Here is an 8,844-nt window from a genome sequence, read left to right as displayed (position 1 = left end):
AGTACCAGCGTACGGCCCACAGAATGATGTCACGCTGAAAATGCCGGCCTTTGAATGGGTTCATGTGCAGCTCCATCAGCAAAAGGGGATGATAAGTTTATCACCACCGACTATTTGCAACAGTGCCAAATTTTTTAATGCCTTGCCAATTTCTGCAATAGGTACTTGTAAAAAAGTAGCAAATAACATTAATGCCAGTGCAGGGTTAATCAAACTTTCTAAAATCGTCGCTCCACTGATGGTTAATCCAAAAATAACTCCGATAAAGATGGTACAGAAGTAGATTTTGACTTGATTATCTTCAAGAAAATTTCGAATATTTTCCATTTTAATTGAGTTACTCACTTGCTTTTAAATAGCGGTATACCGCCTGGCGACTAATTCCAAATGCCTGGCCTAATGCCATTTTTGAAGGGTACTTTCCTTCCTTCCATTCTTGTCTTAAAGCTTCAGCCTGTTCAGGTTTCAATTTATGTACACGCCCTTTGTACTTTCCTTGAGCAGAGGCCAGTTTTATTCCTTCTTTTTGACGCTCTAAAATGATCTCACGTTCGAACTGTGCAAAAGCGCCCATCAATTGCAGCATCAAATTATCCATCGGGGTAGATTGAGCAGTGAAAGTAATATTTTCTTTTACGAACTGGATGGCAATTCCTCGTTTGACCAGTTTATCTACTTCAGTGACTAAATCTTTTAAGCTTCGAGCAAAACGATCCATGGAATGTACAATCACCCTGTCCCCTTCCCGGACATAGTTCAACAGGCACTGTTGCAAATAACCACGAATGGTAAGCTGAAGACTGTTTTAGCTAAAGGTGCAGCATATGAATCCTTTCCATGGTCGGCATTTTCAGGGCGAAATCATTCTTTGGGCTGTGCGCTGGTATTGTAAATATGGCATTAGCTATCGTGAACTGCAGGAAATGCTGGCCGAACGGGGTGTGAATGTTGATCACACGACTATTTACCGTCGGGTTCAACGTTATACGAATCTAAAAATGGGAGCCTATAGCTCCCATTTTTATTGTTAAACGTTGAATCCTATATGTTTTCCTGTTGGAAGCTCTACATCAATACGGAGCTTCCCACCCATTGCCTCAACATACTTTTTCATGGTTGAAATCTTAAGATCATTGCCACGATTTTCTATTGCTGAAAGCGATGGCTGTTTTATTCCCAAAGTTTCAGCAAGCTCTTTTTGAGAAATTTCGAGTTCTTCACGAATAAGATGAAGCTGATTTTCTAGCAGTAATTCATCTGCCATTTTTTGAATACGGGCTTGGCTCTCTGGAGAGCGGCTAGCTAACAATTCTTGCAGAGTCTTAGCCATTAGATTTATCTCCTAGGGTAGTGAGATGAAGTTGGTATTGTTCATCTGCAATATCCAGCATGTCTTTATAAAAACGCTTTTTACCGCCTTTATCAGCAATACATAGAACAATAGCCTGTCGTAAGGGATCAAATGCGAAGAAAGCTCTTAAGGGTCTACCGCGATGTTGAACGCGCAGTTCTTTCATATTGGTAAATTTAGACTCATACACAGTATCTACTAAAGGGCGGCCTAAACTCGGCCCCTGCTGCTGTAGAACAACCAGGGCAGCTAGGACCTTCTCTTGAGTAGATTCATCTTGCTGTTCAAGCCACTGATTAAATAAATCTGTCGTAATGACTGTCCACATACCACAACCAAAATATAGATTATAGTCTATATTTTAGAGGCATTATGCTTGTTTTGCAAATGAGAAATGATAGGTAATAAAAAACCCCGGCATCCTGCCGGGGTTTTCATGTTTTCTCATGTGCTTTCAATATCCTCGGATCCCTATCGAATAACTTATAATTATTGTTTTATGTTATGAAACTTCCTGTTCCCGATGAGTTCATCATAGGAAAATTCCAGTATCGCGGATAGCCGCAAAGGGCCGAGTTTCATGTGCGCCAGAGCGTACAAAATAGCCTAAATTTTATCCACAGCAATTGGGGATATTTTTGGAACCTGGATCCGCATGAAATGGGCACTGATTGCCGAATTGATCATTTATTGATCAAATTTCTTGGCAAAATGTTACAGATTCGCTTAAAAACTCACCAACTTATTACAAAAGCCATTTTTTGTGCATTTTGTGATCATGGTGAAATTTTTAAGTTGTTGATATTTATATTAATATACAAGCGTACTCCGTATAACCACCATTATGTTAAATAGAGGGAAAATCTATTTTTAAAGTGATAAAATTATTGTAGTTATTTTAAGAATAGCTGCTTTTGATACTTGATCATCTATCCTAATTAAAAACTGTTTTTTAATAATTTGGAATATAAATAAGATTTAGTTAAAATTAACATTATTCATATAAATTAACATTATGTATTACATTTACTAATAATTTAAAATAATTAGTAGAAAAAAATTATGTTTTAATTATTTCTTTGATTATATAAATTGAGAGTAAAAAATGATTAATACGAAATTTTCAGAGTGTATTTCTGCATGTACAAACTGTTCACTTATTTGTACTGAATGTGCAACTTCTTGTTTAAAAGAAAAAGATTTAGAGATGATGCGTGAATGTATTCAACGTTGTCTAGAATGTGCAGATATTTGTCAGTTATGTGTGCGTATGCAACAACATAACTCACCTTTCCTCAAAGAGATTTGTGAGCTTTGTGCTAAGATCTGTGAATATTGTGCGGAAGAGTGTGAAAAACATTCACATGATCATTGTAAAAAATGTGCTGAGGCTTGCCGTCAGTGTGCAGAAGAATGTCGAAAAATTGCCATGTAAAATACTTCAATAATGTTAATTATATGGCTCTAGACTAACATAATCATTCTGCTAGTCTTAGAGCCTTTCCTAAAATTAACATAATACACCTTATACGAAGCCAAAAATGTAACTCCAAAATAGAAATGTCCGGTTTCTCCAAAGTAAAAATGTCCGCTTTTAGAATATGCACTTTTGCGATTTCCTTAGCGGACGGTTTGATATGTTGGTGTCTATGTCGGATAAAGAACTTAAACGATTGTCGGTCTTGCAGGAAATCTGCGATCAACGCATAACTCAATCCCAGGCTGCTCAGCTACTTCATATTTCAGAACGTCAGATCAGACGCTTACTGCAGAAATACAAAGCCCAAGGTCCAGTTGCATTAGCCCATGCCGGTCGTGGCCAAATCAGCAATTCCAAACTTCCTGAAGAACTCAGACTCAAATGCCTCAATATTGTTTCTGACCAACTCCATGGTTTCGGACCCACTTTAGCGCATGAAAAGCTCACCACCGTGCATGGATTCGATCTTTCAGTAGAAACCCTGCGTTCCTGGATGATTGCAGCTGACTTATGGATTCCTCGATCCAAGCGCCTGAAGCGCCCGTATCAGCCTCGTTACAACCGGGATTGCTTTGGTGAGCTGATCCAAATTGATGGCTCACACCATGACTGGTTTGAAGGACGCGCTGCTAAATGCTGCCTACTGGTGTTCATTGATGATGCCACAGGCAAATTACAGCATTTACGCTTCTGTGAGTCAGAATCAACTTTTGACTATATGATTTCAACACGTTTATATGTCGAACAGCACGGTAAGCCTTTAGCGTTTTACAGCGACAAACATTCAGTCTTTAGAGTGAATCAAAGCAGCAAGAAAGACACCAAGATTACCCAGTTTGGACGTGTACTCAGCACCCTGAATATCGATATCATCTTCGCCAATTCACCGCAGGCCAAAGGCCGTGTAGAACGGGCCAACAGGACCCTTCAGGACCGTCTGATCAAGGAGATGCACCTGAAAGGCATCTGTTCGATTGAGCAAGCGAATGCCTGGCTACCCTGCTTCATTGAGCAGTTCAATCAGAAGTTCGCCAAGATGGCTTTTAATCCTAAGAATCTACATCGGCCTATCACTGAAACAGCCGAAGAGTTAGATGATATTTTTACTTGGCGTGAACCCCGCAGAGCCACGAATAGCCTGACGATTACTTATGATAAATGCGTATATCTCTTGGAAAACACCGAAGAAAATCAGAGGTTGATCGGTAAGTATCTTGAGTTCCTGGAATACCCGGATGGTACTGTAGCCATCATGCATAATAGCCGAAAGATCAATTACAGCCTCTTCGATAAATTAAGTCAGCTGAATCAGCGAGAGATTGTTGAGAATAAACGGTTGAGTGCTGTTCTGAATCATATCCAACAACAACATGAAGAACTGGAACAGCAAAACAAACGTAATCGTTCTCAAAAGATGCCAAGCAGACGTGCACAGAAAACAGCAATTCAAGAACGAAATCTAAATCCTGTGCTTGACTTGGAAATGTCCATATAGGACATTTCTATTTGGTTATTAGGTAGGACATTTCTACTTAGGAATAACACAAAAATGGGAGCTTTAAGCTCCCATTTTTAGTCTTTAATTCGCTTTTTCGCTTCGTCATAAACTATGCTATCAGCTCGTTTTCCGACGGTAATGAGCAGGATAACTACCTGATCATCTTTAACTTGATAGACAAGTCGGACACCAGCTTTTAATAATTTGATTTTATAGCAACCTGCAAGATCGCCTCTAAGCATATTCTTTGGAATATGTGGCTGCTCTATGACTTTGGCTAGTTTCTTTTTAAATTGATCTCGTATAGCAACAGGGAGTTTTTCCCATTCTGCTGTAAAGTCCTTGTGACGTAAAAGCTTATAAGTCATCTAATGTGACTTCCTCAAACATCTCTTTAGGATCATTAATGCGCTTACGAACAAGAGCTAATAATTCTTCATCTTCTTCTGAAAGCAAAGCTTTTTTGACAGGCAGTTTCCCAGTCGTAGCAACATACTCAAGAATACTAGTGAAGAAATCCGTAGGTGCAATACCTTGCTCTTTAAGGATTGAATAAGATTTTTCTTTAAGGGCTTCATCGATCCTGAAGTTAACAGTAGCCATCATATTTCCCAAGTATTTAATGTACTAGGAATATTGTAATGCAAATTGCATTACAAGTCGACTTCGCATAACAGCCATTATGTTAAATGGAAGGAAGCAAAATAAGTTAACATTTTGCTTCCGGCCACATTAAGCTAGAGTTTTATTTAAATAAAGCTATTTAGTAATCATTAAATTAATTAAAATCTAAATCTAACACCAGCTCCATATAACCAACCTTTCTCAGAGTTTGATTCTATTTGCCACGACGTTTCATCATTACCTTTTGAATACTCATAGGCAATGTCGATATACGGCATGATCTTTTTACTGATTTCATAGCGAGTTTCAAACCCTGCGGTTGCACTGCTTAAACCAGTTTTTTTCGCATATTTAGAGTCATCACTAAAGATAGCATCCAACTCTAAATAAGGTTGAATAATCAACTTTTGCGTAATCAGAAAATCACGTTCCGTTTCTAGGCTAAAGCCCGCATAATTGTCTTCTCCCGCATAGAGATAAGCATCAGTTTCAAAGAAATATGGCGCCATACCATGTAAGCCAATCACCGCATCAACATTTTCTTCGGTGTCTTTGCGATGATCATTGAGTTCAACTTTTTCACTACGATAACGTGCACCAATCTGTGCATCCCAAAAGTCTGAAATCATACGGCTATATAAAAGTTTGGCATCATAATGTGCATCATGCGATTCTTCTTTATCGGCATGAATTTTAATAAAAACCTTATTTTCATCTGTGCCAATACGGGTTTCAAACTCTGACTTTAAATCACCTGTGCCATCTTCATTGACAAGCCACTTATTGTCCACTGTCGTAATCGCATAAATTTGCGCACCGTGTTCTGAGCGATGATCATAATGCGAACTCTGCTGAGCATTCGCATCTGGTACATGATGTAAATGATTAACCGTAGATGTTGCCTGATGTTGTGCCTGATTCATTTGGCTATGGTTCATTTGAGAGCGATCCATTTGCATCGGCTGATTTTGACTAGAAGATGTAGCAACTGTCATTTTTTCAGGCGCACTATGATCTTCACCATTATGTGCCAAACTCACTGCACTGACCATCAACAAAGAGCTTGCTAAAACAGTTTTAGAAAAAAGATTAATGGTGCGCATGTTGATCTCCTTTCTGTACTTTTTGATCTTGCTGTTTCTCTGTTGATTTGTGATGCATTGGCTGATGACCTGCATGTTGATGGTTCATCGGTGCTGAATGTGCAGCATGATTCATTTTCCCCATCATCTGCATGTGTTGTGCATGCTCTTGTGGAGAATGCTGTGAATGATCCATCTCAGACATCGCTTGATGATTCATTGATGGTACATTTTTTCCATCAGTCTGAGCAGTTGAATGATGCCCTTCGTGCGCCAAACTTAAGCTTGTTAAACTCAATACCGCAACAGAAAAAAACGCTTTAAATACAAAATTAGTGATGTGCATGTCCAGCTCCTTTTTGCTCAGTTACTTGGTGAGTTTGAGTCGAATTTGTACCTTGAATTGGCGTTGTAGACACTTGTTCATCGCTAACATTTGCCACGATCAACTTGTTCATCATTCCTGCACTCATGTGATACAACAAATGACAATGGATTGCCCATTCGCCCAACTCATCCGCAGTTAATAAAGCAGTCACTGTTTTACCCGGTGGTACAATCAATGTGTGTTTATTCGGCATATCTACCGACTCTTGACCATTCTCCAACTGCATAAACATGCCATGTAAATGCATGGGGTGCGCCATCATACTGTCATTAATAAATTTGATACGGATACGCTCGCCATACTTCACTTTTAATGGCTCAGCATCGCTGAATTTTTTACCGTTAATCGTCCAAATATAACGCTCCATAGTACCGCCCAAACGCACTACTAATTCACTGCTAGCTTCACGAGTATCTTTTTGCGGTTCTAAAGATTTTAAATCACTATATTGCAAGGCTTTATTGCCCGCAGGTGTAGATGCATTTGCCCAACCATAAACCACTTGATCATTTTCTTGTGGTTTTGCTGTGCCATGCTGTGAATGATCCATTTTCGAGTGATCCATGCCTTGCATATCGCCATGGTTCATTTTTGAATGATCCATTTTCGAGTGATCCATGCCTTGCATATTGCCGTGGTTCATTTTCGAATGATCCATTCCTGCATGATCACCGTCACCATGTCCCATATCTTCCATGGTCAAAAGTGAGCGTGGACGTGGTGCAGGCATATGAATGCCATGTGTCATAGGATTTAGTTCATTGTGCAGTGTACCAATCGCATAACCTGAACGGTCAATTGACTCAGCTTCAATTTGATAATGTCCACCTTTTGGCTCCACAATCACATCATAAGTTTCAGCTGTGCCAATACGAAACTCATCCACAGCAACAGGTTTTACAGGCTGACCATCAGCACTGACCACAGTCATTTTCAAGTTAGGAATACGGACATCGTAGAAAGACATCGCAGATGCATTCACAAAACGTAGGCGAATTTTTTCATTCGGTTTAAACATTCCTGTCCAATTTTGTTCAGGTGTTTTGCCATTAATGAGGAAGGTATAACCTGTAACATCCGACATGTCGGTTTTTAGCATACGCATCTGATTCCACATTTTGCGGTCAGACCATGTCGCTTTTATGCCATCACGTTTAACCTGCTTCCAAACATCACCCAAGGTTTCACGCTGATCTTGATAATATTCAGCTGAAATTTTAAGATCTTTCTGAATTTGATCACTGGTTTTTTCATGAAAATCTGACAACATCACCACATAGTCACGTTCAGCTTTTTCATGTGCTGCCAATGGTGTTTTACCTTTTGGATAAATCACAAAAGAACCATATAAGCCGTCCTGTTCCTGTCCTTTAGAATGAGCGTGATACCAATAAGTCCCGCTTTGGCGAATCTTGAATTTATAAACATACTCGCTTTGAGGCTTAATACCGTTAAAACCATTAAATCCCGGTACACCATCCATAATGCCCGGCAACAACAGTCCGTGCCAATGAATAGAAGAATCTTGGTTTTTTAAATTATTTTTCACGCGAATGATGGCTTCATCACCCTCTTCAAACTCAAGCAAAGGCGCAGGAAATTGACCATTTACGGTAATGCGCTTTACAGGCTTTCCAGTTGGGCTGACCACTGCTTCATCAATAACAAGCTGATATTCACGCACTTCGGCAAAAACCAAAGGCGACGATGCAAAACAAATACCTGCTAATAGGTACGAACTAATTTTATGAGACATAACTTAACCTTAATTTTTGAAAAATAAATAAATTTTAAAAAAATTGGTTAAGTTTTAGGAGGACGTGAAATTTCTTGCCAATACCCATTTAGATATTGGTTGGGATAATAAAAATTAGGCTGATCTATAGAATAGAAGGTATCTAGGGGATCTAGCGAGCTTTGCAAAGAATGAAGACATGAGATCTGTGTCTGGCAGGATAAGCTAGAACATTCCTGACACTTTTTGTGATCTATATTCTGATTAAGAGCTAAATGATTATGGCAATCGGTATTCGTCTGTACTTCGTGATTAATACCATGTTGAGTGACTTGCTGTGCTTGATCTAAACAATGATCTTGGCTCATTTCAGTTTGCATATTGATATGCATTATCTTTACTGATGCAACAGACACACTACTCCATCCTATGGCAAAAACCATAAGAAAACAAAACCAAAGTTTTTTGGAGAGATGAGTCAACACGAATGCTATCTAGGAATAGAATTTAATCCAAAATATCTTAACGGAATTTCAAATATTTACAACTCAATATAATTGGCACTGTTGCAAATAGGCTGACATGATAAGCTAAATATCTTATTTATTTCGAGATACAGCAGATGAATCCCTTCCACGGTCGGCACTTTCAAGGTGAAATCATTCTTTGGGCTGTTCGTTGGTATT

General features: G+C 39.0%; 10 protein-coding genes and 2 pseudogenes. 4 read left to right on the top strand and 8 right to left on the bottom strand.

All coding sequences use genetic code 11. The features are described 5' to 3' along the window. On the top strand, positions 1 to 283 hold a 283-nt coding region (locus FTU05_RS18130; protein WP_373685327.1), incomplete at its 5' end, for a hypothetical protein. A 54-nt stretch (positions 284 to 337) separates the two neighbouring features. Here the strand turns inward: FTU05_RS18130 and FTU05_RS16620 are convergent. Continuing rightward, positions 338 to 769: pseudogene (locus tag FTU05_RS16620) on the bottom strand (recombinase family protein); the annotation flags it as partial. 55 nt (positions 770 to 824) lie between these two features. Here FTU05_RS16620 and FTU05_RS16615 point away from each other — a divergent pair. Next, positions 825 to 986, top strand: a pseudogene (locus tag FTU05_RS16615) (IS6 family transposase); the annotation flags it as partial. A gap of 41 nt (positions 987 to 1,027) precedes the next feature. On the opposite strand, the gene FTU05_RS16610 reads toward FTU05_RS16615, so the two are convergent. Both FTU05_RS16610 and FTU05_RS16605 read right to left on the bottom strand, forming a co-directional pair. Beyond that, positions 1,028 to 1,330 (bottom strand): helix-turn-helix domain-containing protein, encoded by a 303-nt coding sequence (locus FTU05_RS16610; RefSeq protein ID WP_001140620.1) that lies wholly within the window; start codon positions 1,328 to 1,330, stop codon positions 1,028 to 1,030. Then, positions 1,323 to 1,679 carry a type II toxin-antitoxin system RelE/ParE family toxin gene (locus FTU05_RS16605; RefSeq protein ID WP_000269911.1) on the bottom strand — a complete coding sequence of 119 codons (357 nt, stop codon included), beginning with the start codon at positions 1,677 to 1,679 and terminating at the stop codon, positions 1,323 to 1,325. The genes FTU05_RS16610 and FTU05_RS16605 overlap by 8 nt, the downstream gene beginning before the upstream one ends. A 777-nt stretch (positions 1,680 to 2,456) precedes the next feature. Between FTU05_RS16605 and FTU05_RS16600 the strand changes: the two genes are divergently transcribed. Continuing rightward, positions 2,457 to 2,786: a four-helix bundle copper-binding protein gene (locus FTU05_RS16600; RefSeq protein ID WP_004733205.1), complete on the top strand. Its 330-nt coding sequence runs from the start codon at positions 2,457 to 2,459 to the stop codon at positions 2,784 to 2,786. 214 nt (positions 2,787 to 3,000) lie between these two features. Continuing rightward, on the top strand, positions 3,001 to 4,326 hold the full coding sequence (locus FTU05_RS16595) for an ISNCY family transposase (protein WP_180166087.1): 1,326 nt from the start codon (positions 3,001 to 3,003) through the stop codon (positions 4,324 to 4,326). 77 nt (positions 4,327 to 4,403) lie between these two features. Here FTU05_RS16595 and FTU05_RS16590 read toward each other — a convergent pair whose 3' ends face one another. From FTU05_RS16590 to FTU05_RS16570, 5 genes are all read right to left on the bottom strand, one after another. Then, positions 4,404 to 4,697, bottom strand: a complete 294-nt coding sequence (locus FTU05_RS16590) for a type II toxin-antitoxin system RelE/ParE family toxin (RefSeq protein ID WP_000221358.1) — start codon at positions 4,695 to 4,697, stop codon at positions 4,404 to 4,406. After that, entirely contained in the window at positions 4,687 to 4,932 is a 246-nt protein-coding gene (locus FTU05_RS16585) for a type II toxin-antitoxin system RelB/DinJ family antitoxin (RefSeq protein WP_000246755.1), read from the bottom strand. Before FTU05_RS16585 ends, FTU05_RS16590 begins: the two co-directional genes overlap by 11 nt. A 179-nt stretch (positions 4,933 to 5,111) precedes the next feature. Then, positions 5,112 to 6,056, bottom strand: a complete 945-nt coding sequence (locus FTU05_RS16580) for a copper resistance protein B (protein ID WP_004668309.1) — start codon at positions 6,054 to 6,056, stop codon at positions 5,112 to 5,114. Next, a complete protein-coding gene (locus tag FTU05_RS16575) occupies positions 6,043 to 6,381 on the bottom strand; it encodes a hypothetical protein (protein ID WP_004897649.1) in 339 nt (112 codons plus the stop codon). The genes FTU05_RS16580 and FTU05_RS16575 overlap by 14 nt, the downstream gene beginning before the upstream one ends. Beyond that, on the bottom strand, positions 6,368 to 8,179 hold the full coding sequence (locus FTU05_RS16570; protein ID WP_004733211.1) for a copper resistance system multicopper oxidase: 1,812 nt from the start codon (positions 8,177 to 8,179) through the stop codon (positions 6,368 to 6,370). Before FTU05_RS16570 ends, FTU05_RS16575 begins: the two co-directional genes overlap by 14 nt. Between the last annotated feature and the right edge of the window lie 665 nt (positions 8,180 to 8,844).

The organism is Acinetobacter sp. YH12049 (assembly GCF_013419875.1).
In the GTDB taxonomy this organism is placed as follows: domain Bacteria; phylum Pseudomonadota; class Gammaproteobacteria; order Pseudomonadales; family Moraxellaceae; genus Acinetobacter; species Acinetobacter amyesii.
This window is presented reverse-complemented; position numbering and strand designations above follow the sequence as displayed.